The organism is Methylocaldum sp. RMAD-M, from assembly GCF_017832375.1.
In the GTDB taxonomy this organism is placed as follows: domain Bacteria; phylum Pseudomonadota; class Gammaproteobacteria; order Methylococcales; family Methylococcaceae; genus Methylocaldum.
Window position 1 is genome coordinate 26,030 of record NZ_JAFIBZ010000035.1, and the last position, 26,815, is coordinate 52,844.

At 59.4% G+C, this 26,815-nt stretch carries 22 protein-coding genes; 18 read left to right on the forward strand and 4 right to left on the reverse strand.

From position 1 onward, the window contains the following. Window positions 1-147 precede the first annotated feature (147 nt). Window positions 148-1,353 (forward strand): zinc-dependent alcohol dehydrogenase, encoded by a 1,206-nt coding sequence (locus JOD69_RS21645; protein ID WP_077731660.1) that lies wholly within the window; start codon window positions 148-150, stop codon window positions 1,351-1,353. Window positions 1,354-1,855: 502 nt separating this feature from the next. Further along, window positions 1,856-2,875 carry a trypsin-like serine protease gene (locus tag JOD69_RS21650; RefSeq protein ID WP_166642696.1) on the forward strand — a complete coding sequence of 340 codons (1,020 nt, stop codon included), beginning with the start codon at window positions 1,856-1,858 and terminating at the stop codon, window positions 2,873-2,875. A 347-nt stretch (window positions 2,876-3,222) separates the two neighbouring features. Here JOD69_RS21650 and JOD69_RS21655 read toward each other — a convergent pair whose 3' ends face one another. The 3 genes from JOD69_RS21655 to JOD69_RS21665 all read right to left on the reverse strand — a co-directional run bounded on the left by JOD69_RS21655 (window position 3,223) and on the right by JOD69_RS21665 (window position 8,625). Further along, on the reverse strand, window positions 3,223-4,176 hold the full coding sequence (locus JOD69_RS21655) for a response regulator transcription factor (protein WP_077731663.1): 954 nt from the start codon (window positions 4,174-4,176) through the stop codon (window positions 3,223-3,225). Between the two features lies 1 nt (window position 4,177). Beyond that, on the reverse strand, window positions 4,178-7,552 hold the full coding sequence (locus JOD69_RS21660) for a response regulator (protein WP_086132809.1): 3,375 nt from the start codon (window positions 7,550-7,552) through the stop codon (window positions 4,178-4,180). A 224-nt stretch (window positions 7,553-7,776) separates the two neighbouring features. Then, the gene (locus tag JOD69_RS21665; protein WP_077731667.1) at window positions 7,777-8,625 is read right to left on the reverse strand and encodes a hypothetical protein; all 849 of its coding nucleotides are present in this window, start codon (window positions 8,623-8,625) and stop codon (window positions 7,777-7,779) included. A 693-nt stretch (window positions 8,626-9,318) separates the two neighbouring features. Between JOD69_RS21665 and JOD69_RS21670 the strand changes: the two genes are divergently transcribed. The 15 genes from JOD69_RS21670 to JOD69_RS21740 all read left to right on the forward strand — a co-directional run bounded on the left by JOD69_RS21670 (window position 9,319) and on the right by JOD69_RS21740 (window position 23,826). Beyond that, the gene (locus tag JOD69_RS21670) at window positions 9,319-10,551 is read left to right on the forward strand and encodes a hypothetical protein (protein ID WP_139840961.1); all 1,233 of its coding nucleotides are present in this window, start codon (window positions 9,319-9,321) and stop codon (window positions 10,549-10,551) included. Between the two features lie 43 nt (window positions 10,552-10,594). Further along, window positions 10,595-11,890: an urea ABC transporter substrate-binding protein gene (gene urtA / locus JOD69_RS21675; RefSeq protein WP_086132808.1), complete on the forward strand. Its 1,296-nt coding sequence runs from the start codon at window positions 10,595-10,597 to the stop codon at window positions 11,888-11,890. Between the two features lie 329 nt (window positions 11,891-12,219). Next, window positions 12,220-13,863: an urea ABC transporter permease subunit UrtB gene (gene urtB, locus JOD69_RS21680; protein ID WP_205780928.1), complete on the forward strand. Its 1,644-nt coding sequence runs from the start codon at window positions 12,220-12,222 to the stop codon at window positions 13,861-13,863. A 3-nt stretch (window positions 13,864-13,866) separates the two neighbouring features. Continuing rightward, window positions 13,867-14,952, forward strand: coding sequence for an urea ABC transporter permease subunit UrtC (gene urtC, locus JOD69_RS21685; protein WP_210024278.1), 1,086 nt, complete (start codon window positions 13,867-13,869; stop codon window positions 14,950-14,952). Next, complete coding sequence (gene urtD, locus JOD69_RS21690) at window positions 14,949-15,773, forward strand: urea ABC transporter ATP-binding protein UrtD (protein WP_086132806.1); 825 nt, start codon at window positions 14,949-14,951, stop codon at window positions 15,771-15,773. The genes urtC and urtD overlap by 4 nt, the downstream gene beginning before the upstream one ends. Continuing rightward, entirely contained in the window at window positions 15,773-16,552 is a 780-nt protein-coding gene (locus JOD69_RS21695; protein WP_077731672.1) for an ABC transporter ATP-binding protein, read from the forward strand. Before urtD ends, JOD69_RS21695 begins: the two co-directional genes overlap by 1 nt. A 112-nt stretch (window positions 16,553-16,664) precedes the next feature. Next, the gene (locus JOD69_RS21700) at window positions 16,665-17,249 is read left to right on the forward strand and encodes a HupE/UreJ family protein (protein ID WP_086132805.1); all 585 of its coding nucleotides are present in this window, start codon (window positions 16,665-16,667) and stop codon (window positions 17,247-17,249) included. Window positions 17,250-17,258: 9 nt separating this feature from the next. Continuing rightward, a complete protein-coding gene (locus tag JOD69_RS21705) occupies window positions 17,259-18,083 on the forward strand; it encodes an urease accessory protein UreD (RefSeq protein WP_205780927.1) in 825 nt (274 codons plus the stop codon). A 223-nt stretch (window positions 18,084-18,306) separates the two neighbouring features. Beyond that, window positions 18,307-18,609, forward strand: a complete 303-nt coding sequence (gene ureA / locus JOD69_RS21710) for an urease subunit gamma (RefSeq protein WP_086132804.1) — start codon at window positions 18,307-18,309, stop codon at window positions 18,607-18,609. 12 nt (window positions 18,610-18,621) lie between these two features. Further along, window positions 18,622-18,927, forward strand: a complete 306-nt coding sequence (locus JOD69_RS21715) for an urease subunit beta (RefSeq protein ID WP_086132803.1) — start codon at window positions 18,622-18,624, stop codon at window positions 18,925-18,927. After that, entirely contained in the window at window positions 18,924-20,627 is a 1,704-nt protein-coding gene (gene ureC, locus JOD69_RS21720) for an urease subunit alpha (protein WP_077731676.1), read from the forward strand. The genes JOD69_RS21715 and ureC overlap by 4 nt, the downstream gene beginning before the upstream one ends. A gap of 10 nt (window positions 20,628-20,637) precedes the next feature. Beyond that, window positions 20,638-21,078, forward strand: coding sequence for an urease accessory protein UreE (ureE, locus tag JOD69_RS21725; RefSeq protein ID WP_077731677.1), 441 nt, complete (start codon window positions 20,638-20,640; stop codon window positions 21,076-21,078). Continuing rightward, on the forward strand, window positions 21,068-21,742 hold the full coding sequence (locus tag JOD69_RS21730) for an urease accessory protein UreF (RefSeq protein ID WP_086135684.1): 675 nt from the start codon (window positions 21,068-21,070) through the stop codon (window positions 21,740-21,742). Before ureE ends, JOD69_RS21730 begins: the two co-directional genes overlap by 11 nt. 10 nt (window positions 21,743-21,752) lie before the next feature. Beyond that, window positions 21,753-22,373 carry an urease accessory protein UreG gene (gene ureG / locus JOD69_RS21735; RefSeq protein WP_086135683.1) on the forward strand — a complete coding sequence of 207 codons (621 nt, stop codon included), beginning with the start codon at window positions 21,753-21,755 and terminating at the stop codon, window positions 22,371-22,373. Window positions 22,374-22,788: 415 nt separating this feature from the next. Next, a complete protein-coding gene (locus JOD69_RS21740; protein ID WP_077731681.1) occupies window positions 22,789-23,826 on the forward strand; it encodes a cytochrome c peroxidase in 1,038 nt (345 codons plus the stop codon). A gap of 123 nt (window positions 23,827-23,949) precedes the next feature. On the opposite strand, the gene JOD69_RS21745 is transcribed toward JOD69_RS21740, so the two are convergent. Then, the gene (locus tag JOD69_RS21745) at window positions 23,950-25,218 is read right to left on the reverse strand and encodes a hypothetical protein (protein WP_086135682.1); all 1,269 of its coding nucleotides are present in this window, start codon (window positions 25,216-25,218) and stop codon (window positions 23,950-23,952) included. 309 nt (window positions 25,219-25,527) lie between these two features. Between JOD69_RS21745 and tyrS the strand changes: the two genes are divergently transcribed. Next, window positions 25,528-26,736, forward strand: coding sequence for a tyrosine--tRNA ligase (gene tyrS / locus JOD69_RS21750; protein WP_086135681.1), 1,209 nt, complete (start codon window positions 25,528-25,530; stop codon window positions 26,734-26,736). The last annotated feature ends 79 nt before the right edge of the window (window positions 26,737-26,815 follow it).

The window sequence follows — 26,815 nt, forward strand, 5'->3', positions numbered from 1 at the left end:
TGCGGCGAAGCGCGAGCATCAAACCAAAAATCAACGGGCGGGTATTTCGCGGGGAAAACAGGCTTTTAGGCCAGGGGAAGAGTCCCGATCGGGCGCTGGGATTTGGCGCGGCGCCCCGAAACCACCAGGTGAAGACCGGAGGCAAAAATGAAGGGAGTCGTTTTTCACGGAATCGGCGATATTCGTCTGGAAGATATCCCCGAGCCGCATATCGAAGATCCTACAGACGCTATTTTGCGAATCACCGCCAGCGCGATTTGCGGAACCGATCTGCACATGGTGCGCGGCACCTTGGGCGGGCTCAAACCCGGCACCGTACTGGGACACGAGGCCGTCGGCGTCGTCGAATCTCTGGGATCGAACGTTCGGAATCTCAGGGAAGGCGATCGGGTGGTGGTGCCGTCGACCGTTGCCTGCGGCTATTGCTCCTATTGCCGAGCGGGCTACTACGCCCAGTGCGACAACGCCAATCCCAACGGTCTTCTGGGCGGCACGACCTTTTTCGGCGGTCCGGCGATCGCCGGCGGCCTGAACGGATTGCAGGCGGAAAAGGCGCGCATCCCGTTCGCCAATGTCGGGCTGGTCAAGCTGCCGGACGACATCACCGACGATGAGGCCATACTCATCTCGGACATTCTGCCGACGGCGTACTTCGGCGCGGAACTGGCGGAGATCAAACCCGGCGATACCGTAGCCGTCTTCGGGTGCGGACCGGTCGGGCAATTCTCAATCACTTGCGCCAAGCTTCAGGGCGCCGGCCGGGTCCTGGCCGTGGACAACGAACCCTCTCGTCTCGAGATGGCACGCAATCAGGGTGCGGAGGTCATCAATTTCGATCTCGAAGATCCGGTGCAGACGATCCGCGATCTGACCGGCGGGATTGGCGTGGACCGCGCCATCGATGCGGTGGGCGTGGATGCCGAGCGTCCCCATCATGGGCCGGCCGCGCAAAAGGCCGATGAGCAAAAGGCCCAGTTCGACCAGGAACTGAACGAAATCGCGCCGGAAGCCCAGCAGGCCGGGATTCGCTGGCATCATGGCGACAGCCCGTCCCTGGTTTTGACCTGGGCCGTTCAGGCTCTGGCCAAGGCCGGAACATTGTCGATCATCGGCGTTTATCCGCCATCCGACCGTTTCTTCCCGATCGGCATGGCGATGAACAAGAATCTCACCCTGAAGATGGGGAACTGCAATCATCGCCAGTACATCCCCATGCTGATCGACCTGGTTCGGAGCGGAGTCATCGATCCGACCGAGATCCTGACCCAAACCGAGCCTTTGACTTCAGTCATCGAAGCCTATCAGGCATTCGACGAGCATCGACCCGGCTGGCTGAAGGTCGAACTGGTTTGAGGTTCACGGGCGGGTTTTATATCCCATACGGCATTACACCTTCCGTAACTCAAGGCATCCGAATTGATTCCCTCTGCCGGTCCACTCTCATACTCGTGATAGAGAGATTGATGTTTTAAGGAAGCTCTGAACAAGTGGAATCCGTTCATGCCCCTTCGACAGGCTCAGGGCAGGCTCAGGAGAGCGTTCGACAAGCCTGTCCTGAGCCGAGTCGAAGGGCCTGTCCTGAGCGAAGCCGAAGGGCTCACCGCGAACGGAACCAATACGTTACCGTTCGTCCTGCGCCTGTCGAAGGACTTAATCAGAGCTTCCTTAACTCAACCGCATTTTCGAAAGCTTGTTTTCCCATTGAAACTTCCCCCGCTGTGCAGTATCGCTACCATTGAAATGTGACGGCCTGATCGGGCCCGGGAAGAGGATTGGATGCGAACGGATGATCCGGGCAGAATCAGTGCTGAATTGCGCTGTCAGAGAAATAGGGAGAGATCACAGGACTGTCTGCATGAACATCGTTGTGCTGGCGTTTGCGGTTATTGTGGCCGTTCTGTCGGCCGGGCGCGTCTTTGCGCTCATCCACGGCGAACCGTTGCCGATCGGCCGGGAATCGACCCTGCCGCTGACGATCGAACTACATCACTGGGATGAGTACCGGCGGGTCTGGAAAAGTGGGAACGGTGCTTGCAGTTCCGCGGTACTCGGCACGCGCCCGCTGACTTTGATCACGGCTGCGCATTGTCTGCGCGACGTACGTCTGGAGGGACCGCTTAAATTGCCGGCGGTCCGCTTGCAGGCCGCTCCTTCCGCAACGGTATCGAATGCCAGGCTGCGCGCGGCGGTGTATCCGAATTTCGGCGTCGTGCAGGAGAACATCGCCGAGGATATCGCCATTCTGATTTTCGACGCGGATGTCGGGGACGCGCTGCGGCCATTGCCGATCACGACCGGGAATACTCCCGATAAGGCCCTGATCTGTGGCTTCGGTTATGGTTACCGGGAAACGGAAATCGATGGTCCCCGCTGTGCCGAGAAGCGCGTCTTCGATTTGACGAGCAGTTTCTATGAGTTCGTGCCGAAGCGATACGAGGATCTGGATCCCATACTTCACCTGCAGTTCCGGGCGCAGTTCGAATCCAAGGAATCATCGGTGTCTTCGCTTTCCACCCTGCTGGCGGTCAACCGATTGGATGCTCAAGGGGCTTATTCGGTCGACGAGCCCATGCCTACGCGCGGCGATTCCGGCGGTCCGTGGATCGCTTCCGATCCGCAGGGGAATGCTTCGCTCTTGGCCATCACCAGTTTTGTGGAAACCTTCTACCGCAAGAACAAGCAATGGCCTTTCTTTCAGGGGAGCCGCGCGCCGCTTTCCGACCTCGCCTACGTGGCGTACGGCGTGCGCCTGGACACCCGTGAGGCGAGGGCGCGGATCGAAGAGGCGCGCCGCCTGGATGCGGATATCCGCGAAATACCGGTGGCGGGGTCGGCGCATGGCTTCGCCGGGAGCGGAACCACGGAAACCCGATAGAGCGGTGTGGTTTGGCTGTTTTCGTTACCTCGGTTTGTTACGCAGGACGTACGCAGATACAAAATGGACCGGGCACATGGTTTACATCCATTAAGGTATTGGCGAGGAGGAAACGCCGATGCCGTGGAAAGAGACCTGTGCCATGGACCAACGAGTTCAATTTATCGGCGACAGCCTTCGTAGGTCGGCAATCCTTTGCCGATGCAGACGCACGGTCGGAGCACGGCGTCGCGAAAGGATTCGCGACCTACGGCGGTACGGTCGTAGGTCGGCAATCCTTTGCCGACGAAACCGCCCGGCCGGGAGATGGCGTCGGCAAGGGATTCCCGACCTACCGGGTGCCTCGGTCAAGCCGCTTCGGCTCCCGTCCTCATGCGCTGCATGACGACGGCGACCGCGGCGGCGCGGGTGCCGACGCCCAGCTTTTCGAAAATGTGCTCCAGATGTTTGTTGACCGTCCGGGGACTGCTGCCGAGGATAGTCCCGACCTCGCGGTTGGTTTTGCCGCGGGCGATCCACATGAGGATTTCCGCTTCGCGGAAGGTAAGTCCGAGTTCGTCCCGCAAGGACTCCAAGTTCCAGTCGCCGGAAAATTCCTGCAATAGCAGCAGGTATTCGCGTCCGCTTTCGCATGGGGCGAGCTTCGCGGTGAATTTCTTGCCGTCGCGATGAAGCGTGAACAACTCGTGTTCCGTGGTTCCGCCCGGAGCGATACGGGCCAAAGCCCAATCCAGAAGTGTCTTGGGCAAAAAGCAGGCTGAGGTCTCGAAATCGAACACCTTGATTCCCGAGAACGCCGCCAGCCAGCGGACGGCCGAGGATGTCAGCCAGATGATCCGCCCGGCGGCATCGATGCTGATCGTCGCGAATCCGCTGCGCTCCAGGGCTTCTTCCGCGCGGAACACCATCCGCGACTGGGCCAGATGTGCTTCGACCCGGGCCAGAACCTCCTCATGGCGGATCGGCTTGACCAGATAATCCACGGCGCCTTCGCGAAAACCCCGGAGCAAATCGTTCAGCTCGCCGAGTCCGGTCATGAAAATGATGGGAATGGAGCGGGTCGCGGGATTCGCCTTTAGGTGGCGGCAGGTTTCGAAACCGTCCATGCCCGGCATGACCGCGTCCATCAATATGACGTCGGGTTCGGCGTAGCGAAGCTGCTCCAGGGCGGAAGCGCCGTCGGTCGCAACCAGTACGCGATAGCCAGCTTCGTCCAGGGCGTCGGAAAGCAGGGCGAGATTGGCCGGTACGTCGTCCACGATCATTACCGTGCCTTGGCGGTATTGACGTTTTAAGCTCATCTTAGACCTCGCTGAGTGTTTTCTTGATGTCGCCGAGACGGAACTCCCGCGAAAGCGCCTGGAGATGCTCGGCGAACGGGATGTAGCCGGCATCGCTTCCGGCCAGCGTGTCCAGGCGGTCCGCAAGGCCCCGAAGATCGCCGATGCGGGCGAATGCGGCCAGTTCTTCGAGGCAGTCGGGCGGCGGCCTTAACATCGGCTGCGCGGTGTCGGGGGCGGTTTCGATTTGCTCCGTATCCTCTCCCCGATAGAGCCAGTCGAGACTCAAATGCAGTTTGAGTTTGCGCAGGAGTTCTTCGATCTGAATCGGCTTGGCCAGGAAATCGTCGCAGCCGGCGGCGCTGGCCGAACGGCGGTCGCTTTGGTAGGCATTGGCGCTGACGACGATGATGGGGGTCTTGCATCCGGTCTGGCGCAGGCTGGCCGCCGCTTCGATGCCGGTCGTTCCGGGCATGATGATGTCCAGCAGAATCAGGTCCGGATTCCATTCCCTGGCCTTCGCCAGGCATTCTTCGCCGGAACCCGCTTCCTCGAGAACGAACCCCAAGGGGGTTAGCGCCGAGGTCAGAATGCCGCGATGCTCGGGTTGGTCGTCGACCACCAGGATCTTGCGGCGCGGACCGCGGTAACCCACGATGTCGCCTTCATCCAGAACCTCTTCCGCGCTGCGCAGGCTGGGAAGGAAAAGCCGGACGGCAAACGTGGAACCCTTTTGAGGCTCGCTCTCCACCGTCAGTTCGCCGCCCATGATTTGCGTGAGCATCTTGCTGATGGTGAGTCCGAGACCGCTGCCCGGAATGGCGTTGCCGCGGGCTCTGGGCAGGCGCCGGAAGGGCAGGAAGATGGTTTCGATCTGGTCCTGCGATATGCCTTCTCCGGTGTCCGTCACCTGGAACCGTGCGATTTCTCCGCTGTAGCCTACACGGAAAACGATTCCGCCCTCCTGGGTGAACTTCACGGCGTTGCTCAGCAGATTGATGAGAATCTGGCCCACTCGCTTTTCGTCGCCGCGAATCCGGCGCGGCAGCACATCGACGATCTGGCAACGGAAGGTCAGTCCTTTCGCTTCCGCCTGCGGCCGGAACATGCGCACCAATTGCTCGATGAACGCGGGAAAATCGATAGCCCCGTGCCGCAGCTCGATCTTGCGCGCCTCGATGCGGGCGATGTCGAGAATGTCTTCGATCAGGGAAGAAAGGTGTTCCCCGCTGCGCTGAATGATCTCCACCGCCTCCCGGCGATGGGCCGGGATGCTCGGATCTTTGCGCAGGATCTGGGCGTACCCGAGTATGCTGTTCAATGGCGTTCGAATCTCGTGGCTCATGTCGCTTACGAAGCGGCTCTTGGCCTGATTGGCGCGGTCGGCGGCCTCCCTCGTTTTCTGGAGCATGCTGTCGGTTTTGCGATGTTCCTCGATTTCCTTGAGCAGCAGGGCGGTTTGTTTCCCGGATTCCTCCTGCGCCACCTGACGGCTTTCGTTGTTGAGCACGATCCACCACGCGGCGAGGCCCAGGAAAACCAGCAGCGCCGAATAGACCTTGAGGAAATTGGCGAACAGCGCTTGAGATAAAGCCTCGTCCCCGGAAGCGGCTGCCAGGATATCCTGGTAATAGATCACACCTACGAAGACGCCGGTGAGCGCGGCGAGCAGCAGGTAAACGAGAGCGAACTGAATCAGGCGCAGCCTGAATTGCGGCGACAGGCACGAGGGCAGCCAGCGGCGGCTGGCCCGTTCGAGCTGGTCCTTGAGCCGCGCGTTCGGTTTGCAGGTGTCCAGGCAACGGGCATCCAGGGTGCAGCAGAGCGAGCAGATCGTTCCCTGATAGGCCGGGCAGTACGCCTTGTCTTCCAGTTCGAAATCGTTTTCGCAAATGCAGCATTTGGCATGGGGCGTGGTCGAGCCCCAGTCGTTGCGGTCTCTCGCCAGATAGTGGCGGCCTCGGGTCAGCCAAGCGATGACCGGCGTCAGCAGAAAAGCGGTCGCCAAAGCGATGAAGGCCGAAAATGCTTGCGGCAGCGCCCCGAACAACCCCGTGTAGGCTGCGGTCGAAATCGCCGAAGCACCGAGCGTGGACAGTACGCCGACCGGGTTGATGTCCGGCAGGTACGCTCGCTTGAATTCGACGAAAGGCGGACTCAGGCCCAGCGGCTTGTTGATCACCAGATCGGCCACCAGGGCGCCGATCCAGGCGATGGCGACGTTCGAAAACAGGCCGAGGACCCGCTCGAGCGCGCCGAAAACGCCGAGCTCCATGAGGAGCAGGGCGATCATCACATTGAAGACCAGCCAGACCACTCGACCGGGATGGCTGTGGGTCAGCCGCGAGAAGAAATTCGACCAGGCCAGCGAGCCCGCATAAGCATTGGTGACATTGATCTTGAGTTGCGATACGACCACGAACAGTACCGTTGCCGCGAGCGCCAGCCTGCCGTCGTCGAACAGGTAGCCGTAGGCCACCCGATACATCTGGGTGGGTTCGTGCGCCCGCTCGCCGGCGATGCCGTGCTTGAGCGCCAGATACGCCAGGAAAGCGCCGCCCAGTTGCCGGGCCATGCCCAAAAAGATCCATCCGGGGCCGGCGATAATGGTGGCCGCCCACCACCGATATCGGTTGCGATGATTCTTTTCCGGCAGAAACCGTAGAAAGTCCACTTGCTCGCCGATTTGGGCCACCATGGAAAAGGCCATGGTCGCGGCCGTTCCGAACAGTATCCAGTCGAACTGCGCGCCGCGATTCTCGCTTCCGGGGAACAGGGCGAGTTCGGTCAGAGCCTCTGGTTCGCGCCAGATGACGGCCGCGTAGGGTGCGACAAGCAGCACGATCCACAACGGTTGGGTCCAGAGCTGAAGCCGGCTGATGGTGGTGACGCCGAAGGTGACGAGCGGAATGACCGAGAGGGCGCTGACGACATGCGCTGCGGCGATGGGAATGTCGAAGTACAGTTCCAGCGCCAGCGACATGATGGACGCTTCCAGCGCGAATAGGGTGAAGGTGAAGGAGGCGTAGATCAGCGAGGTCAGGGTCGAGCCGATATAGCCGAACCCGGCGCCGCGGGTCAGCAAGTCCATGTCGATGTTGTGTTTGGCGGCGTAGTAGCTGATCGGGAGCCCGGTGAGGAAAACGACGAGGCCCACCGCGATGATGGCCCAGCAGGCGTTGACGAATCCGTAGTTGATCGCGAGAAAACCGCCGATGGCTTCCAGAACCAGAAACGAAATCGAGCCGAAGGCGGTGTTCGCCACCCGGAACTCGGACCACTTCCGAAACGACCGCGGCGCGAACCGAAGCGCATAGTCTTCCAGGGTCTCGTTCGCGACCCAGGCGTTATAGTCGCGCCGTATCTTTACGATGGCCTGACGGCTCAATCCTTCCAAAGCGATGGTTTGCCTCTTGTCTGATCTTGTTGTTTTTATGCCGAGTGCAATTCCAATTTGTCGCTCGAATTCAACAAGGTGAGCAAATCACGTGCCGTTGAGTTGACTACAGGGAGAAGGCAGAAGAAGAGGGTGTTGCTGAACGGTCGCCGCCCCGATTTGGGGCGAAGACCGCAAGATTGCACGCTAAAAGGGCGGGTGGCGGCAGGAAGCCGGCGTCAGGCCTATTTCCGCTCGAAGCCGAAGTCGAGGATCACCGGGTTGCCGCGATTGTGAATGATGATCCGCTTGCGACCTTCCTCCGTATCGGTGTTGGTTTCAGTTGTTACCGGCGGCTCTTCGGGCGGGTTCGATTGGCCGTCTTCGGAGTTCCGCGCGTCCGGATTCGTGGGCCTATCCGTTTCCACGGGGAGAACGGGAAGCGCGCCGGTCGAGGCGCCGCTTTCGGACTTCGCCGGTTTTTCCGTGACTTCGATGCGTATCTCGGGCATCCAGGTGCTGGTGCTGGTCGACGAGGCTGCTTTTTTTCTCGGCACCTTCAGCTTGTCGAGAAGATTGAAGCAGACCGTTCCGATGTGATTCTCGTAAGTTTCCAGCAATGCCGGATCGCTCTTGATGCGGTTCGGATTCTTGATTTTCTCGTCGGCGATGAAATCCATGAAGAGGCTTACGGTTTCGGACGAACGCGCGGTGGATTTGAGCGTACAGGTTACCGGCAACACGTCCGCCTTTTGAAAATCGAGCGCGCGCGGGTCGGAATTGCCGATGCTGAACGAGAACCCGGTGGGCGTGCTCTTGTTCTCGATCCTGCCGACCCGTGCTTCCATCTCGTGAGTGGCGCCGGTTTCGCCGCTCTCGTCTAGATCCGGCTCCACCGGATATCCCCAGGAACTCAGATTCTTGCTGATCCGTTCGGCCATGGCTGCGGTTTGCTCCTCGTCCAGATTATCCGGCGCCACGCGGAACAGAATCTCGCCCACCGATTCGGGCCGGAGCGGAGTGCCTTGGGGTTTCAGGCCGATGGAGCAGCCGGCGAGCAGGCTAAAAGAAACGATCAGAAACGGAATACGCATATTTTTTCATAAGGTTAAGAGTGCTTACGGCGTCGGTGGCCAAGCCGGTTCGAGTTCTCTGAGCGGCCCGGTACCTAACGTCGGCAAAGGGTTGCCGACCTACGACCGTAGCCCCTGTAGGTCGGGAATCCCTCCCAATCGCAAACGGCGTCTTCGGGAGCGCCGAAGCCCCCCTTCCCGACGCCACACCCCAGCCGAGCGTCTTCGTCGGCAAAGGATTGCCGACCTACAACCGTGCACCTTGTAGGTCGGGAATCCCTTCCCAATCGCAAACGGCCATCCCAGCGCTCCTGGGATGACCGTTTGCGATTGGAGCGCCGAAGCCGCCCTTTCCGATCTTGGCGTTCCGGGTTGTTCGCCACTGCTTACACACCCTCCAAGTCGCCTGTAACCGGCCGCGAGTGCGCTGCCGAGACTCTAAGCCGATACCCCCCGCTCCGGGATACGTCATTTGACTGATTGTGACATATACCCCCCGGAAATCTAATTACCCCCGTGCCGACAACGAGTTAGCCGCAACGGCCGACTCCGTGAACAGCTCTTCGGATTCAACCGATAAGGATATTTGCCGCGCCCGATGAAAGGCCTTCGCCGACGGGGCGCGGACATCCGGGCGGCTCGCGACTACACCGGAAACGACCGGTGGCGCGGACCGCCCGCGGACCGACTTCAACGATCAGGGGGTTTCAAGTCATGAAGAATCGAACAACATGCGCGACGCAAGCGGATCGCCGCGGCTTGCGGATTGCGCTTTTGCCCGCCGCCTTGGCGGCGCTGACGACGGCGTACGCACCCGTGTCGCTTGGGGGAGCGACGTTCAAAATCGACGATACCAAGTGGGTGAGCATAGGCGCCGGCCTTAGAACGAGCTTTACCGCTACCGAGGAAGCCGCCAATGCGGGCAAATGGTCGAACGATTTCAATCTGGACAATATCCGTTTGTACCTGAACGGCCAGATTCACAAGTATTTCAAGATCGAGTTCAACACCGATTGCCAGACCTGCGGCGATGGCGGCGAGATGCGCATTCTCGATGCCATCGGCAAATTCGAATTCGATCCCATGTTCAATATCTGGATGGGCCGCATGCTGGTGCCCGCCGAGCGCCGCGAAATGAACGGACCGTTCTTCAGCGCCGTGTACAACATCTTCGGCGCCGGCACACCCTTCGAACCGGCGGACTTCAACACGACGATCCGATCCGACGGCACGTCCGCCGGCTCCTTCGGCCGCGACGACGGTGCCACCATCTGGGGTTCGTTCTTCGACGGCCGCCTGCAATACGCGGCGGGCTTTTTCCGTGGGCTCCGCAACGGCGCCAACGTCGACGACAACATCCTCTACGCCCAGCGCTTCGCCTATAACTTCCTCGACGTGGAAAAGAATCCCGGTTACTACACCAGCGGGACGTACTACGGCCAGGGCGGCGACATCCTGACCTTGGGCGTTTCCAACCAGTATCAGGAAGACGGCGCCGGGACGCGGAGCGATCCGGGCAATTTCCGCGGCACCGCGGTCGACATTCTGTTCGAGAAGTCGTTGGGCGATATGGGCGTGGTGACCGTCAACGGCGAATACAAGAACTACGGCATCAAGGGCTACGGCATGGCGTCCAGGCTCGCGGGCGGCGGCTTCGCCATGTTCGAGGGCGACGCCTACGACGTAAGCGCCATGTACCTGCTTCCGCAAAAGGTGTGGGTCGGTCAATTCCAGCCTTACGTCCGCTATGTCAACGTCGATCCGATCAAAAGCGCCAGCCGCGACGTTTACGAAGCCGGCATCAATTACATCATCGACGGCCACAACGCCAAGATCATGCTGATGTACGAGTACGGCGATCTGCTCACCAAGGGGCTGGATTACACCTCGACCGCCGCGGGCGACGACGTCAGCTCGATCAAGCTGGGCTTCCAGTTGCAGATCTGATCACTCCTAGACACTCCATCAATTACTCGCGAGGTAACTATTCATGCCTGATTATGCAAGATCCTTACGACAGTTCTGTTTGGCTCTGTCGGCGGCCATGCTCCTTTTTGGTGCGGAGGCGCGCGCCGAAGACACGATCAAGGTGGGCATTCTCCATTCGCTCTCCGGCACCATGGCGATCAGCGAAACCACGCTGAAGGACACCATGCTGATGCTGATCGACGAGCAGAACAAGAAAGGCGGTTTGCTCGGCAAAAAACTGGAACCGGTGGTCGTCGATCCCGCCTCGAACTGGCCGCTGTTCGCCGAAAAAACGCGAGAGCTTCTGACCAAGGACAAGGTCGCCGCCATCTTCGGCTGCTGGACCTCGGTGTCCCGCAAATCGGTGCTGCCGGTGGTGGAGGAATTGAACGGCCTTCTCTTCTATCCGGTTCAGTACGAGGGTGAGGAATCGTCGAAGAACGTGTTCTATACCGGCGCCGCGCCCAACCAGCAGGCGATTCCCGCCGTCGATTACCTGATGAAGGAGCTGAAGGTCAAACGCTGGGTACTGGCCGGCACGGATTATGTATATCCGAGAACGACCAACAAGATTCTGGAGGCCTACCTGAAATCGAAAGGCGTGAAGGACAAGGACATCATGATCAATTACACCCCGTTCGGCCATTCGGATTGGCAGAGCATCGTCGCGGACATCAAGAAGTTCGGTTCGGCGGGCAAGAAAACGGCGGTGGTGTCCACCATCAACGGCGACGCCAACGTGCCTTTCTATAAGGAGCTTGGCAACCAGGGCATTTCGGCCGAGTCGATTCCGGTCGTCGCGTTCTCGGTCGGCGAAGAGGAGCTGTCCGGCATCGACACCAAGCCTCTGGTCGGCCATCTCGCTGCCTGGAACTATTTCATGAGCGTCGATACGCCCGAGAACGCCGCGTTCATCACCAAATGGCACCAGTTCATCAAGAACCGGAGCCGGGTAACCAACGACCCGATGGAAGCGCATTACATTGGCTTCAACATGTGGGCCAAGGCGGTGGAAAAGGCCGGGACGACCGATACCGACGCGGTGGGCAAGGCGATCATCGGCATCGAGGCGCCGAATCTCACCGGCGGAGTGTCGAAGATGCTTCCGAACCACCACATCACCAAGCCCGTGCTGATCGGAGAGATTCAGGACGACGGCCAGTTCCAGACGGTATGGCAGACCAAGAGTTTGGTCGAGGGCGACGCTTGGTCCGATTTTCTGCCGGAAAGCAAGCCGATCGTTGCCCAGTGGACGCCGCCGATCAATTGCGGCAACTACAACACCAAGACCAAGAAGTGCTCGGGTCAGAAGTATTGATCGATGGGGTTCCTTCTGGGGAAGGCCGACGCAAAATCTCTCCCTCTCCTGCCGGCTACGACAGCGGCGAAAGGAATGCGGGATAAGCGGGGGACGAGGTTTTGACTCGGGGTCCGTCGTAGGGTGGGTTAGGCACGCATTGCACTGAGCCTGCAATGTTCGCTGGTCGCGCAGCGCGCCGTAACCCACCGGATAAGGCCGCGGAATCGGTGGGTTACGGCGCGTTCATAGCCCGGTGACCGCCAGAAAACGTTTTCTGGTACGCGCCTAACCCACCCTACCGCGGCAGCATTCGCGACCAGACTTTGTTCAAGAATTCGGGAGACGAGATGAGACCTTTAATTTTCGGCATGAGCAGATGGTATATCGCCATGCTGATTATGATGATGCCGGGCCTGTGCAATGCGGCGGCGGAGCCGGGGGGACCGTTCGTCGACGCATTGGCCCGGCTCAAGGAGGCTCCTCTGACTGAATTGGGCGAAGCCGTCGATCGGCTCGCCGAAACCAAGGACCCGAGGGTCGCGCCCGTGTTGCGGGCTCTGCTCGACGGTCGGCTTTATTACCGCAAGGACGACGGCAGCGTCGTTTTCGGCGATCCGGCCGAGGACGGCCTGGCTATCGTGAACGTCCTCGACGGAGAAACTTTGGGCATAGTCGGCAAGTTCGATCTCAAGAAGGTCGGCGTCAACAATGCGCTGCGCACGAGTTTGCGCGAAACCCTCGGGCGGCTCGAATTGACGGCGGACGACCCTGTTCAGCGGCTCAAGGCGGTCGAGGCCATGAGCAAATCGCTGGACGAAGAAAACCTCGAACTGCTGCGGGCCCGACTGAATACCGAAACCGATGCCAAGGTGTCGGAAGCGATCGAAACGGCTCTGGCTTTGGCGGATCTCTCCAGCGAAGACAAGGGCGTGCGCATCGCCGCCATCAATGCCTTGCACGGCAGCCTCAATCCGGAGGCGCTCAACCGTCTGAATCAATTGCTGGAGAAGGACGACGAGGGACAATATCTTGAGCCCGACTCGGACGTTCGAAATTCGGCGCAGGTCGCCGTCAAATCCATCGAATCCAAGCTGGCGGTATATCGTGCGGCCGAGACAGTGTTTTTCGGTTTGAGCCTGGGAGCGGTGCTGGTGCTCGCCTCCATCGGTCTCGCGATCACCTTCGGCGTCATGGGCGTCATCAACATGGCCCACGGCGAATTGATGATGCTGGGCGCTTACACCACTTACGTGGTCCAGCAACTGATGCCGGGGCATCTGGACATTTCCTTGTTCGTGGCCATCCCGGCGGCATTTCTGCTGTCCGCGCTGGTCGGCATCGCCATCGAGCGCGGCATCATCCGGTTTCTCTACGGACGTCCTCTCGAAACCCTGCTGGCGACGTTCGGGGTGAGCCTGTTTCTTCAGCAGCTCGTCCGCACGATCTTTTCGCCTCTGAATCGCAGCGTCGCGACGCCGGCCTGGATGAGCGGTTCGCTGGAGATCAACGGCGCGCTGTCGCTGACCTTGAACCGGTTCTACATCCTGATGTTTTGCCTTCTGGTGTTCGCAGCCTTGCTGCAAGTCCTGAAACGTAGCCGGATCGGACTGGAAGTGCGGGCGGTCGCGCAAAACCGCGCCATGGCCAAAGCCATGGGCATTCCGACCGAGCGGGTCGATGCGCTGACCTTCGGGCTGGGCTCGGGCATCGCCGGAGTCGCCGGCGTGGCTCTCAGCCAGCTCACCAACGTGGGACCGAATCTCGGGCAGTCGTACATCGTGGATTCGTTCATGGTGGTGGTGTTCGGCGGGGTTGGCAACTTGTGGGGCACCCTGATCGGCGGGTTTTCGCTGGGGATCGCCAACAAGCTGCTGGAACCCTACTCCGGCGCGGTGCTGGCGAAAATCCTGATGCTCGTGTTCATCATTCTATTTATCCAGAAGCGCCCGCGCGGCTTGTTTCCGCAGAAGGGCCGAGCAGCGGAGGCTTGATCCATGGCGTTCAGTTTATTGCGGAAATCGGCGGTCGACGTTCCGTTTCTGGCGGTGCTGGCGGTCATAACCGTGCTCGTTCCGCTAGCGAATCTGGCCTTGCCAGAATCGTCGCCCTTGCACCTTTCGACTTACACCGTGACCTTGGTGGGCAAATACTTGACCTACGCACTGCTGGCGCTGGCCGTGGACCTGGTTTGGGGCTATTGCGGCATCCTGAGCCTGGGCCACGGCGCTTTTTTTGCCTTGGGCGGCTATGCCATGGGCATGTATCTGATGCGGCAGATCGGCGAACGCGGCGTGTACGGCAATCCGGTTCTGCCGGATTTCATGGTCTTCCTCAACTGGCAGGGATTGCCCTGGTACTGGTACGGCTTCGATCATTTCTGGTTCTCTCTCCTCGTGGTGGCTTTGGCGCCGGGCCTGCTGGCCTATGTGTTCGGATGGCTTGCGTTTCGCTCGCGGGTGACCGGCGTCTATCTTTCCATCATCACTCAAGCGCTGACCTACGCCCTGATGCTGGCATTCTTCCGCAACGAGATGGGCTTCGGCGGCAATAACGGCCTGACCGATTTCAAGGACATTCTGGGTTTCAATCTCCAGTCCGACGGCACGCGCGCGGCGCTGTTCGCCGCCTCGGCGATTGCGTTGATAGGGGCGTACGCGGCCAGCCGGCTGGTGGTCGAATCGAAGCTGGGACGGGTGGTCGCGGCGATCCGCGATGCGGAGAACCGGACCCGGTTTCTGGGCTACCGGGTCGAGCAGTTCAAGCTCTGGGTGTTCGTCTTTTCCGCGGTTCTGGCAGGCATTGCCGGGGCCTTGTACGTACCCCAGGTCGGCATCATCAATCCCAGCGAATTTTCGCCGCTGAACTCGCTCGAGATCGTCGTCTGGGTCGCGGTCGGCGGTCGCGGAACGCTTTACGGCGCGGTGGTCGGCACGGTTCTGGTGAATTACGCCAAGACCGTGTTCACCGGCGTGCTGCCGGAAATGTGGCTGTTCGCCCTGGGGGCGATATTCGTACTGGTCACCTTATTGTTGCCGGAAGGCCTGACCGGGTTTTGGCGTCGAAAGGAGCAAGCCGCATGATCGCCGCAAACGCCGCAAAGGCTGCAATTCCAGGCACTCCGGTGCATGAGGAACCCGTCGCCGAACGCCGGATCGAGCCGGCGCACAAGCCGATACTCTATCTGGAAGAAGTTACGGTCAGCTTCGACGGATTCCGGGCGCTGAACGCGCTGACCCTGTACATCGACGAAGGCGAACTGCGCTGCATCATCGGGCCGAACGGCGCCGGCAAGACGACGATGATGGACGTCATCACCGGAAAGACCCGGCCGGACAAGGGTACGATCTATTTCGGCCAAACCCTGGATCTTTTGGAACTGGACGAGCCGGCCATCGCCGAAGCCGGCATCTGCCGGAAATTCCAGAAGCCCAGTGTGTTCGAGAAGCAAACCGTGTTCGAAAACCTGGAGCTGGCCATGCGCACCGACAAGCGGGTGTGGCCGACCCTGTTCGCGCGATTGACCGGGGAGCAGCGGGATGCGATCCACGAAGTGCTGGAGACCGTCGGCTTGACTGCCCACCGCGACCGGCGGGCCGGCGAGCTGTCCCACGGCCAGAAGCAATGGCTGGAAATCGGCATGCTGCTGATGCAGGAGCCCAAGCTGCTCTTGGTCGACGAACCGGTGGCGGGGATGACCCACCAGGAGACCGAACGGACCGCCGAGCTGCTGTTGTCGCTGGAAGGGAAGCACTCGGTCGTGGTGGTGGAGCACGACATGGAGTTCGTGCGTTCGATTGCCCGCAAGGTCACCGTGCTGCACGAAGGCTCCGTATTGACCGAGGGCCGCATGGACGAGGTGCAGAACGATCCGCGCGTCATCGAAGTCTATTTGGGGGCCTGATGCTGAGCGTTGCCGCACTGAATCAATACTACGGCGAAAGCCACACGCTCTGGGATCTGAGTCTCGATATTCCGGCCGGGTCCAGCGTGGCCCTGATGGGGCGGAACGGCGTCGGCAAGACCACGCTGCTGAAATGCATCATGGGGCTGCTGCCCTCGCGCTCGGGCGAGATTCGCTATGAGGATCGTTCGCTGACTGCGCTCCGAGCGGAACGCCGCGCGGAGCTCGGAATCGGCTATGTCCCGCAGGGGCGGGAAATCTTTCCCATGCTGACCGTGGAGGAAAATCTCAGGACCGGACTCCGGGCGCGCGGCGACAAGTCCAAACGCATCCCTGAGGAAATCTTCGAGATCTTCCCGGTGCTCAAGACCATGCTGCGCCGCCGGGGCGGCGATCTTTCCGGCGGTCAGCAGCAGCAACTCGCCATCGGCCGGGCGCTGGTGCTGAGACCCAAGCTGCTGATCCTCGACGAACCCACCGAGGGCATACAGCCCAACATCGTCAGCGAAATCGGCGACGTGATCATCCGCCTGAACCGGGCGCGGGGGAAGGAGGTCCATTTCGAGAAACGCGAGCCGTCGATGGCGGACGAGATCCGCGATGCCATCGTGCGCGTCAACCGGGAAATGGGGGTAACGGTTCTCCTCGTGGAACAGAAACAGCATTTCGTAAAGCGCGTGGCCGACCGGTTCCTGGTCATGGACAAGGGACGCATCGTCGCCGGCGGAGCCATGGCGGAATTGACGGAAGATTTGGTGCGGCGATATCTGACCGTGTAGCTTAGAGTCCATCTCAGTAGCCCGTTCGCCCTGAGCTTGTCGAAGGGTTTTTGGGACCTACTGGGAAGGGCCTTGGTAGATCCATTACCGATTTCGATTTTTGGGAGAATTTATGAGTAAGCGGTTTTTCCACAGCCTGGCGGTTATCGTGAGCTTGGGCACACTGCCCGAAGGCGTGTTCGCCCACACCGGCGCGGATTCGATACACGGGTTTACTGCCGGATTCGCGCATCCCTTCATGGGACCGGACCATCTGCTGACCATGCTCGCAGTCGGTGTTTGGGCTGCCGCGTTGGGCGGTCGCGCCTTGTTGCTCGTACCGCTATCCTTCGTTACCGTGATGGTGGTCGGGGCGGGTCTACAGCATTTCGGTTTGGTTTTGCCGTCCGCCGAGATGGCGGTGGCGCTTTCGGTCGCCGTGATGGGGCTGGTTCTCGTCGTCAACTGGCGCGCGGGCTACGGTCTCGCGGGCGCTTTGGCGGCGGGGTTCGCGCTTTTCCACGGCTATGTCCATGCCGAGGAGATCGGGCGGGACATGGGCGCGTTTCACTACGCCGGGGGATTTTTGATCGCGACCGCAGTCTTGCACGGATTGGGTATGCTGCTCGGTGCGGCCGTCGGCAGGCTCGATTTGCTGCGTAAGGCGCTCGGAGCGTTTTGCGCGGGGGTGGGGGTCTACCTTCTGGCGGGAAGCTAGGCGGCTCGCTTGTTGGCCCAAGAATTGGGAGGCCCCGGTTGGGCGGCGGAACTCAAGCTCGGTTTCGAATCCCGAGGCGACAGGACCGTCCTGGCGGAGCGGCGGCACCGCGGCCCGCTTGCGGTGCAAAGGCCGTTTTATCCGGAAGGAGAGGTTTGCCACGTGTATCTTCTGCATCCGCCGGGCGGCGTCGTCGGGGGCGATCGTCTGGACATTCGGGCAACGGCCGGAAAGGAGAGTAGGGCTCTGATCACCACGCCCGCTGCGGGAAAGTTCTATCGGAGCGAGGATATGCCGGCACGGCAGACGGTGCGTTTGGCGGTGAACGACGTCGCTGCGCTCGAATGGCTTCCGCAGGAGTCGATTTTCTATCGCGGGGCTCGCGTCGTTTCGGAGGTGGACGTGGACTTGGCGGAAACGGCGCGGTTTATCGGCTGGGAAAGCTTTTGCCTCGGTAAGCCGGCCTGCGGCGAAACGTTCGATCGGGGAAGGGCTGCGTTTTGCTGGTCGGTGCGGGTGAGCGGACGGCCGCTGCTGATCGAACGGTTCGAGGTGGATGAGGAGGTTTTGAACGCGAACTGGGGCTTGCAGGGGCAGCCGATAGCCGCAAGCTTGTTCGCCTATCCCGCGCTTCCGAAAAATCTGGAGTCGGTGCGGGCAATCGCGGGCGATCGAGCCGGCTTCGGAGCCACGCTGATCGACGGTTTGCTGGTGTGCCGGGCACTGGATAGTCAGATCGAACCGCTGCGCCGGCTGTTGGTCGAGTTGTGGCGGGCCGTTCGTCCGGACGTCATCGGCCGGAAGGCATGCTTGCCGAGGATTTGGGCGACTTGATGACCTTTAAATGTAGGGTGGGTTAGGCACGCTTTCCGATTACCTTTCCGGTTGAGACGCGAGTTTGATGCGTGCCGTAACCCACCGGCGACGTTCGGGGCAAGCTCAAAGGCTAATCTGGTGGGTTGCGACGCGCACGAAGGTAGTGTAAAGGGAAGGGTCAAAGGAGGCGCGTCTAACCCACCCTACCCATGAATTTTCGTTTTTGAATGTAGTACCGGCCATGCAATTAACCCCACGCGAAAAAGACAAACTGCTCCTCTTCACCGCCGCGCTGCTCGCCGAGCGGCGCAAGGCCAAGGGATTGAAGCTCAATTACCCGGAAGCGGTGGCCTATCTCAGCGCCGCCATCATGGAAGGCGCGAGGGAAGGGCGCAGCGTCGCGGAACTGATGGAATACGGACGCACTCTGCTGAGCCGGGACGATGTTATGGATGGCGTGGCGGAGATGATTCCGGAGGTGCAGGTGGAGGCGACGTTTCCGGACGGCACCAAGCTGGTGACGGTTCACAATCCGATTTTGTAGGGGGGAGACTCGATGATACCCGGAGAAATCATCGTCGAAGACGGCGAGATCGAGCTGAACGCGGGACGCGAGGCTATTACCGTGGTCGTGGCGAATACCGGCGATCGGCCGATCCAGGTGGGCTCCCATTATCACTTCCTCGAGGCCAATTCGGCCTTGCGTTTCGATCGGGATCTGGCGCGGGGCTATCGGCTGGACATTCCGGCGGGCACTGCGGTGCGCTTCGAGCCGGGCCAGACGCGCGAGGTGCGGCTGGTGCCGTTCGCGGGCAAGCGCCGCGTTTACGGGTTTCAACAGAAGATCATGGGGGCCTTATGAGCCGGATCGGGAGGCAAGCCTATGCCGAAATGTTCGGCCCGACCACCGGAGATCGCGTGCGGCTGGCGGACACCGAGCTTTTCATCCAGGTGGAGGAAGACCGGACGGTTTACGGCGACGAAGTGAAGTTCGGCGGCGGCAAGGTGATCCGCGACGGTATGGGGCAAAGCCAATGCACGTCGGAAACCGCGGTGGACACGGTCATCACCAATGCGCTGATCGTGGACCATTGGGGTATCGTCAAAGCCGATGTCGGCATCAAGAACGGGCGGATCGCCGGGATCGGCAAGGCGGGCAATCCGGACACCCAGGCCGGCGTCGACATCGTTGTCGGGCCCGGCACCGAAGTCATCGCGGGCGAGGGCCAGATTCTCACGGCGGGCGGCATCGACGCGCATATCCATTTCATCTGTCCGCAGCAAATCGAAGAAGCCCTGATGTCCGGCATCACCACCATGATCGGCGGCGGCACGGGCCCCGCAACCGGCACCAACGCCACCACCTGTACGCCGGGACCTTGGAACATCCATCGCATGCTGCAGTCGGTGGACGGCTTGCCGGTGAACATCGGCTTTCTCGGGAAAGGCAATGCCAGTCTGCCGGAGGCGCTGGAGGAGCAGCTTCGCGCCGGGGCGATGGGATTGAAGCTGCACGAAGACTGGGGCACGACGCCGGCCGCTATCGATTGCTGCCTCTCGGTTGCCGATCGTTTCGACGTGCAGGTGGCGATTCATACCGACACCTTGAACGAATCCGGCTTCGTAGAAGACACGATCGCCGCGTTCAAGGGGCGCACCATTCATACCTATCACACCGAAGGCGCCGGCGGTGGCCATGCCCCGGACATCATTAAAGCCTGCGGCGAAGCCAACGTGCTGCCCTCCTCCACCAATCCCACCCGACCTTATACAGTCAATACGGTGGACGAACATCTCGACATGCTGATGGTCTGCCATCACCTGGACCCGAGCATTCCCGAGGACGTCGCTTTCGCGGAATCCCGCATCCGCCGGGAGACGATCGCTGCCGAGGACATTCTGCATGATCTCGGAGCATTCTCCATGATCTCGTCCGATTCGCAGGCCATGGGACGGGTGGGAGAAGTGATCACGCGCACCTGGCAAACCGCCCACAAAATGAAGATTCAGCGGGGCAGTCTTCCGAAAGATCCGGCACGGCACGACAATTTCCGCGTGAAGCGCTACATCGCGAAGTACACCATCAACCCGGCCATCAGCCACGGCATCGCCCACGAGGTGGGTTCGGTGGAAGTCGGCAAGCTGGCCGATCTGGTGCTGTGGCCGCCCGCTTTCTTCGGCGTGAAGCCCAGTCTCATCATCAAGGGCGGGATGATCGCCGCCGCGCCCATGGGCGATCCCAACGCTTCGATTCCGACGCCGCAGCCGGTACATTATCGCCCCATGTTCGGCGCCTACGGCGGCGCTTGCCAGGCCACCTCGATGACCTTTCTATCGAAGGCGGCGGCCGAAGCAGAGGTTGCGAAACGTCTTGGACTTCAAAAGCTCGTCGGCGTCGTTTCGAATACCCGAAGCATCGGTAAAGGCAAGCTGGTTCACAACGACTACATGCCGCGAATCGAAGTCGACCCGCAAACCTATGCGGTGCGCGCGGACGGCGTATTGCTGGCCTGCGAGCCGGCGAACGTGCTGCCCTTGGCCCAACGGTACTTCCTGTTTTGATTCTTGGGGCATGACTAGACTCGCAGAATTGGCCCCGCCGGGAGCGGAGCATCACGACACCCTGACCCTGCTTTACGAGGCTCGCCAGAAATCCCGTTTGCTGGTACGCCTGGACAGCGGGGCCGAAGCAGGCGTTTTTCTCCCTCGCGGTACCGTTCTTCGCGACGGCGACCGTTTGCTAGCCGATGATGGCCGCGTGGTGTTGGTGCGCGCGGCGGCGGAGCCGGTATCGGTGGTACGGACCGCCGATGCCCTATCGTTCGCACGCGCCTGTTACCACTTGGGCAACCGGCATGTCGCTTTACAAATCGATAGTGGGGAACTGCGTTATCTGCGGGATCACGTCTTGGACGACATGGTGCGAGGATTGGGGCTCACGATCGAGCATGCGTTGATGCCTTTCGAACCGGAACGCGGGGCTTATCATGGGGCTCACAACCATGATCACTGATCTGGGGCTGGTGAGACTGCTGCAACTGGTCAGTCCGGCGCTGCCCATCGGCATGTACAGCTATTCGCAAGGCCTGGAGCGCGCGGTAGAGGATGGCTGGATCGGAAATGAGCGGCAGGCGGGCGAGTGGATTGCCGGCATTCTGGAACGCTGTCAAACCAGAACCGATTTGCCGTGTCTGTCGCGCCTCTACGATGCCTGGGCTGAAGGCGATGTGGCCTCGGTCGAGCGCTGGAGCATCCATCTTCTGGCCTGCCGAGAGACGAGCGAGTTGCGGGCGGAGGACCGGCAGAGTGGACAGGCCTTGGTGAGACTTCTCGTCGGCTTGAGCGTCGAGAGGGCAGAGGCCTGGATACGGCACCCGTCCGCCACTCTCGCCACGGGTTTCAGCTTGGCGGCGGTAAGCTGGAAGATCCCGAAGTTCGAAGCATTGCTGGGTTACCTTTGGAGTTGGCTGGAAAACCAGGTTTTGTGCGCGGTCAAGCTCGTGCCCTTGGGCCAGGCGGCGGGACAGCGGCTGCTAAGCCAACTGGCGGAACATCTTCCGGAGCGAGTGAAGACAGCGCTCGATCTGAGCGATGACGAGATCGGCGGGAGTGCCTTCGGCCTGGCTCTAGCCAGCAGCCGTCACGAGGTGCAGTACTCGCGATTATTCCGTTCATAAGAGCAACGAAATGACTGATCAATATCGGCACGTATTGAGAGTGGGCGTCGGCGGTCCGGTGGGTTCGGGCAAGACCGCGCTGGTGGACGCCTTGTGCAAGCTGATGCGGGAGCGCTATGAGATTGGCGTGGTGACCAACGACATCTACACGAGGGAAGACCAGCAATTCCTGATCCGCAGCCAGGCGTTGCCCGAAGAGCGCATTCTGGGCGTGGAAACCGGCGGCTGCCCCCATACGGCGATCCGGGAGGACGCTTCGATGAACCTCGCAGCGGTGGATGATCTATGCCATCGCTTCCCGGAGCTGGATTTCGTGCTGGTCGAAAGCGGCGGCGACAATCTGAGCGCCACCTTCAGTCCGGAATTGGCCGATCTCACCATTTATGTCATCGACGTGGCCGCCGGGGACAAGATTCCTCGTAAGGGCGGGCCGGGCATTACCCGCTCGGATCTCCTGGTCATTAACAAGATCGATCTCGCGCCCTATGTTGGGGCTTCTTTGGACGTTATGGAGCGCGACGCCAAGAGGATGCGCGGCGAGCGGCCATTCGTCTTCACCAATCTCAAGACGGGCGAGGGACTGGAGAGCGTTGCGGATCTCGTGGTCCGCCAGGGGATGCTGCACGACTAGTGCGTTTTTATCTCGCTCATACGGCATAACAGGCTTGGCGGACGTCGTTGGCGCCATCGGCCAGGGTAAATCGACTCACGTATTCGTAGGTCGGCAAAGGATTGCCGACCTACTCGCGAGTTCCCGCAGGGTAGGTACGAAAATGCTCTGGCTGGTTGCCGCGGATCGTACCCTACCCTAACCGTCTTCTTTCGGCCTAAGCGATCCGCGTAGCGAAACCCTCGGCGATATTTCCTGCCTCGTCCGTTTCTTACCGTTCCGAAGGTTCGAGCCTTCGCGCTCGTGCGGTTCCGTGCTTCCGGTTGCAATTGTCAAAGTAATTCAATATAAGGGTTTTCCCCTATCTCCATAGAGCGATGCGACGGCCTTTCCGTCGCCGAAGAACCCAATAAATAGAAGAGAGGAGCAGCATTCTATGTTTAAGCTGAATCTACTAATCAGTGCTCTGGCACTGGCAGGGGCGTCGATGACTGCTGCGGCGGTCGAGTGGCAAGCTTTGCCGGGCAAGGCGCCGGAGCCCGCGGATAATCCGAGCACGCCCGCTAAAGTCGAATTGGGCAAAATGCTCTATCACGACCCCCGTTTGTCCTCTAGCGGCACGGTGTCATGCAGTTCTTGCCACAATGTGATGGGCGGCGGCGAGGATAACCGCGGCGGCTCCGTAGGCGTGCGCGGACAGGTGGGTGGGCGCAGCGCCCCGACCGTTTGGAACTCTGCCTTCAATTCGGTGCAATTCTGGGATGGGCGGGCACCGAGCCTCGAAGCGCAAGCCAAGGGGCCGGTTACCAATCCGATCGAAATGGGCATGAAAAGCTGGGACGACGTGGTTGCTCGCTTGAAGTCTATTCCGGGTTATGTACAGGCGTTTTCCGCTGCTTTCGGTGGTGCCGATTCCGTTACCGCCGATAACGCCGCCAAGGCGATCGCCGCCTACGAGCGGACGCTGATTACGCCGAACAGCGCTTATGACCGATACGTCAACGGCGATAAGAATGCCATGACCGCGCAGCAGGTGCGGGGCATGAATACTTTTGCCGAAGTCGGTTGCAGCAGCTGTCATTCGGGGCCCGCTTTCAATGGCCCGCAATTGCCTGAGGGCACGGGTTTCTTCATGAAGTTTCCCACTTATCAGAACGGTTATCTCGAGGCCCAATACGATTTTTCCAAGGATTTGGGCCGTTACGACGTGACCAAGAACGAAGCCGACAAGCACATGTATAAGGTGCCGACGCTGCGCAACGCCGCCTTGACCGCGCCTTACTTCCACAACGGCAAAGTCAAGAACTTGGAGGACGCCGTTAAAGTCATGGCCAAGCTTCAGTTGAACAAAGATCTGACGCCGGAGCAAACCGGGGATCTTGTAGCTTTCCTCAATGCTCTGACCGGCGAGTTCCCGAAACAGGAAATGCCGCGCCTGCCGAGCTATGCGGACAAGACGTTCAATTACGAATAACCGCAACGGTCGGCGTTTCGCAAAAAGCCAGCTCGTTTCGAGCTGGCTTTTTTATTTGCGCGCGCCGGACATCGCTATATTCACGACAGGGATAATTATTTCGTCTACGGCGCCTTAGGGGGATTACGGCTGATAGAGACTGCAAGCCAGGATTCGCTCTTCGATCTGCTGTTTCAACGCATTGAATTCGGGACTTTGGATGTCCTTGAAACGTTGCGCGAAATCGGCGGGACTCAAATTTTCCGGCAAGTCTTTGATGTTCGGCATAAACAAAGATTCGTCGGCACTCTGGCTCAGAATATTCTGTACTCTGCGTGCCTTTTCTTCCGAGCGTACTGCGGTCTTGCCGAACAGTGTACCGGCATGATCGGCGGCTAAATCGGTGAAACTGAAACCGCTGCCACTGTGGGTATCATTCATTTCTTTGGCGAGGCCGATCATGTTCGCCAAGGTACTGTGACCGGACATCGCCAACGCCGCTGACGCCATGAAGTGTTGGGCGGTATCCGTGCGACGGTTAAGGAGAACCTCGCGCCGGGAAGGAATTACCGGTTGGTGATTTAACGGAAGCCACTGAACGATGTTTTTACCGTTAACGTATGCGCTCAAAACTAAGATAAGCGCGCGGTTTTCCGCGATAGGGTCGCCGTTACCTTCGGATCTGCTCTTGGCCAAGGCGAATAGTTGTTGCATCAAAGAGCCGAGTCGTATGAATCGCTTCAGTTGTGATTGATTGATGGTTTCGGCCAGCTTGTCGTTGTAAACCAATAATCGCTCTTTATCGGCCAAATCCGTTATTAACCCCTTTGCCTGGCTCAATGCGTCGCGGTTCCAGTTGACAGCCACCTGTAGCTGCCCATCGACAATGCGGATTTCCTTGACCAATTGATGACCGACCTGGCTATATCGAAATAGCGGCGTAAAGTTCAAGAAACCGTTCAATAGCCATTTGACCACCACTCTGGGCATGGCCAAACGGCCGAGTTTGACCTGCTTGATGACCGCATGCGGTTCGGCGTCATCGGCGATGACTCTGAAATTGAGAAAAAGCGGAATCAAATTTGTCGGCAATCGAATGGTTGCAATGAGTTTCAATCGGTTTTTTCTGATCGTGCAATTGGCATGGCCTTCGAATTTCTTTTTAAGTAGAGCGAAGTTAGCGGCGGCGGTCAGATCGTTGGCCGTCAGAACGATCAATCGCTCAGGATTGTCAGTCTGCGTGAGCTGAACCGTCGTGCTGAGCAGTTGACGAGTTCTGGCCAGATACTCGTAGGTGGGATCTTGGTTCGGCGGCACCAATGGCTTGGTTTCTATGCTCAATGCGAGCAGAACGAGAAGCGTCAAAACCGCCGGAATGACGAGATAACGGCTAATAAAGTGAACTTGAGTCATGAGGCGAGGTAGAGAATCAGGTTTGTCAAATTATCTATCTACCTGCTGGCGAAGGTTCTAAACGGTTGTATGCTCGATCGATTGTATTTGTTAGGCGGTTGCTGGCACTGGTATAGAATCACCCATACTTCGACAAGTCTAATGAAAAATGCTCCAAATCGCACGGACGATGAGCGGGTTTCATTGACATCCGCAAGCGAAGCATCGATCCCGCTTGTGCACACTTCAAACCAATTCTGAGCGACGTAAATCTGCCCGCTGTTTTACAATTCGTGGTTTTTTATCCAAAACGATCAACAGGGTTTCTCTATGTCTGTCGACGAAGCATTAGCATTGATTGGACGAGGCACGGCGGAGATCATCAGAGAAGATGAACTAATCAAGAAGTTGGGCGAAAGGCGCCCTCTGCGCGTAAAAGCCGGCTTCGATCCCACGGCACCGGATCTGCATCTCGGGCACACGGTCCTTTTGAACAAGTTGAAACAGTTTCAGGATCTGGGGCATGAGGCCATATTCCTCATCGGCGACTTTACCGGAATGATCGGCGATCCCACCGGAAAAAATGCTACCCGGAAACCTTTGACCCGCGACCAGGTCATCGAGAATGCCCGGACGTACGAGGAGCAAATTTATAAAATTTTGCACCCCGAAAAGACCCTGGTTATGTTCAATTCCAGTTGGATGAACGCCATGACCTCGGCGGAGTTGATTCAGTTGGCCGCTAAACACACTGTCGCACGAATGCTGGAGAGGGATGACTTCAACAATAGATATAAGAGCGGACAGCCGATAGCGATCCATGAATTTCTCTATCCGCTCATTCAGGGGTACGACTCGGTCGCTATGAAGGCTGATGTTGAATTGGGTGGGACGGACCAAAAATTCAATCTGTTAGTCGGACGCCAATTGCAGGAGGCGTTCGGGCTGAAGCCTCAAGTCGTTATCACGATGCCGATCCTAGAAGGATTGGATGGCGTGCAGAAAATGTCGAAGTCGCTGGGCAACTACGTCGGAATTGCCGAGCCATCTGATGAAATGTTCGGAAAGCTGATGTCGATATCCGACGATTTGATGTGGCGTTACATGGAGCTGCTGAGTTTTACCCCGTTATCTGAGATCGGCACTTGGAAACGGCACTGCAGTGAGGGAGCGAATCCGCGCGATTACAAAGTTGGATTCGCGCAAGAAATCGTGACTAGGTTTCATGGATCGACTTCGGCCAAGAGTGCTTTGGAGAATTTTGAGGCCCGCTTTAAGCAGGGTTTGATTCCTGAAGATCTCGAAGAGCAGGAGCTGACAGCGGGGGAAGCCGGCTACCCGATAGCGAATCTTCTTAAAGACCTGGGGCTGGCTTCTAGCACCTCGGAATCGAACCGCCTCATTCTTCAAGGCGGCGTAAAAGTTGACGGGGAGAAGATCTCTGACCGACAGGTCGCCTTGAAAGCAGGGGCGTCTTACATCGTCCAGGTAGGAAAACGGAAAATCGCAAAAGTTAAATTATTAAACCCGAGCAGTTGACAGGGGGGGGTGGGTTAGGGAATAATGTGCAGCTCTTCCGGTGCTGGCGGTTTTGAGTGCCGCGGGTGGCGGGGAGGGA

Coding starts and splice junctions, on each gene's coding strand:
- JOD69_RS21645 (WP_077731660.1), top strand. CDS start 148: ATGAAGGGAGTCGTTTTTCACGGAATCGGCGATATTCGTCTGGAAGAT.
- JOD69_RS21650 (WP_166642696.1), top strand. CDS start 1,856: ATGAACATCGTTGTGCTGGCGTTTGCGGTTATTGTGGCCGTTCTGTCG.
- JOD69_RS21655 (WP_077731663.1), bottom strand. CDS start 4,176: ATGAGCTTAAAACGTCAATACCGCCAAGGCACGGTAATGATCGTGGAC.
- JOD69_RS21665 (WP_077731667.1), bottom strand. CDS start 8,625: ATGCGTATTCCGTTTCTGATCGTTTCTTTTAGCCTGCTCGCCGGCTGC.
- JOD69_RS21670 (WP_139840961.1), top strand. CDS start 9,319: ATGAAGAATCGAACAACATGCGCGACGCAAGCGGATCGCCGCGGCTTG.
- urtA (WP_086132808.1), top strand. CDS start 10,595: ATGCCTGATTATGCAAGATCCTTACGACAGTTCTGTTTGGCTCTGTCG.
- urtB (WP_205780928.1), top strand. CDS start 12,220: ATGAGACCTTTAATTTTCGGCATGAGCAGATGGTATATCGCCATGCTG.
- urtC (WP_210024278.1), top strand. CDS start 13,867: ATGGCGTTCAGTTTATTGCGGAAATCGGCGGTCGACGTTCCGTTTCTG.
- urtD (WP_086132806.1), top strand. CDS start 14,949: ATGATCGCCGCAAACGCCGCAAAGGCTGCAATTCCAGGCACTCCGGTG.
- JOD69_RS21695 (WP_077731672.1), top strand. CDS start 15,773: ATGCTGAGCGTTGCCGCACTGAATCAATACTACGGCGAAAGCCACACG.
- JOD69_RS21700 (WP_086132805.1), top strand. CDS start 16,665: ATGAGTAAGCGGTTTTTCCACAGCCTGGCGGTTATCGTGAGCTTGGGC.
- ureA (WP_086132804.1), top strand. CDS start 18,307: ATGCAATTAACCCCACGCGAAAAAGACAAACTGCTCCTCTTCACCGCC.
- JOD69_RS21715 (WP_086132803.1), top strand. CDS start 18,622: ATGATACCCGGAGAAATCATCGTCGAAGACGGCGAGATCGAGCTGAAC.
- ureC (WP_077731676.1), top strand. CDS start 18,924: ATGAGCCGGATCGGGAGGCAAGCCTATGCCGAAATGTTCGGCCCGACC.
- ureE (WP_077731677.1), top strand. CDS start 20,638: ATGACTAGACTCGCAGAATTGGCCCCGCCGGGAGCGGAGCATCACGAC.
- JOD69_RS21730 (WP_086135684.1), top strand. CDS start 21,068: ATGATCACTGATCTGGGGCTGGTGAGACTGCTGCAACTGGTCAGTCCG.
- ureG (WP_086135683.1), top strand. CDS start 21,753: ATGACTGATCAATATCGGCACGTATTGAGAGTGGGCGTCGGCGGTCCG.
- JOD69_RS21740 (WP_077731681.1), top strand. CDS start 22,789: ATGTTTAAGCTGAATCTACTAATCAGTGCTCTGGCACTGGCAGGGGCG.
- JOD69_RS21745 (WP_086135682.1), bottom strand. CDS start 25,218: ATGACTCAAGTTCACTTTATTAGCCGTTATCTCGTCATTCCGGCGGTT.
- tyrS (WP_086135681.1), top strand. CDS start 25,528: ATGTCTGTCGACGAAGCATTAGCATTGATTGGACGAGGCACGGCGGAG.